General features: G+C 65.0%; 1 pseudogene. It reads right to left on the bottom strand.

What is annotated here, in order from left to right:
- Positions 1–457 (bottom strand): annotated as a pseudogene (locus RNC47_RS36730) (RNA degradosome polyphosphate kinase); the annotation flags it as partial.

The raw sequence follows: 457 nt of genomic DNA, 5'->3' as shown, positions 1-457 counted from the left end.
GATGCCCCGGACCACGATCTCGACCGGGATGCCGGCCTGCGACGCCCGATAGAGCGCATCGATCACCTGCTCGTCGACCAGAGCATTGGCCTTCAGCCGGATTCCGGTCGTGGCCCCGTCGTGATGCGCGGCGATCTCGCGGTCGATGCGCTCGATGATTCCCTTGCGCACACCCCTCGGCGCCACCAGCAGAGTGCGGTAGGAGTCCTTGCGCGAGTAGCCGGTCAGCGAATTGAACAGGTCGGTCAGGTCGGCGCCGATGTCGGGATCGGCGGTGAGCAGGCCGACGTCTTCATACAGTCGCGCGGTTTTCGGGTTGTAGTTGCCGGTGCCGATGTGGCAGTAGCGCCGGATCGTCGACCCTTCACGCCGGACCACAAGGCAGGTCTTGCAGTGGGTTTTCAGGCCGATCAACCCGTAGACCACGTGTACCCCGGCTTGTTCGAGAGCCCTGGCC

Origin of the sequence: Streptomyces millisiae (genome assembly GCF_031845425.1) — a bacterium.
In the GTDB taxonomy this organism is placed as follows: Bacteria; Actinomycetota; Actinomycetes; order Streptomycetales; family Streptomycetaceae; genus Streptomyces; species Streptomyces millisiae.
The sequence above is the reverse complement of the archived record's forward strand: the minus strand, read 5'-3'. Positions and strand labels throughout refer to the sequence as shown.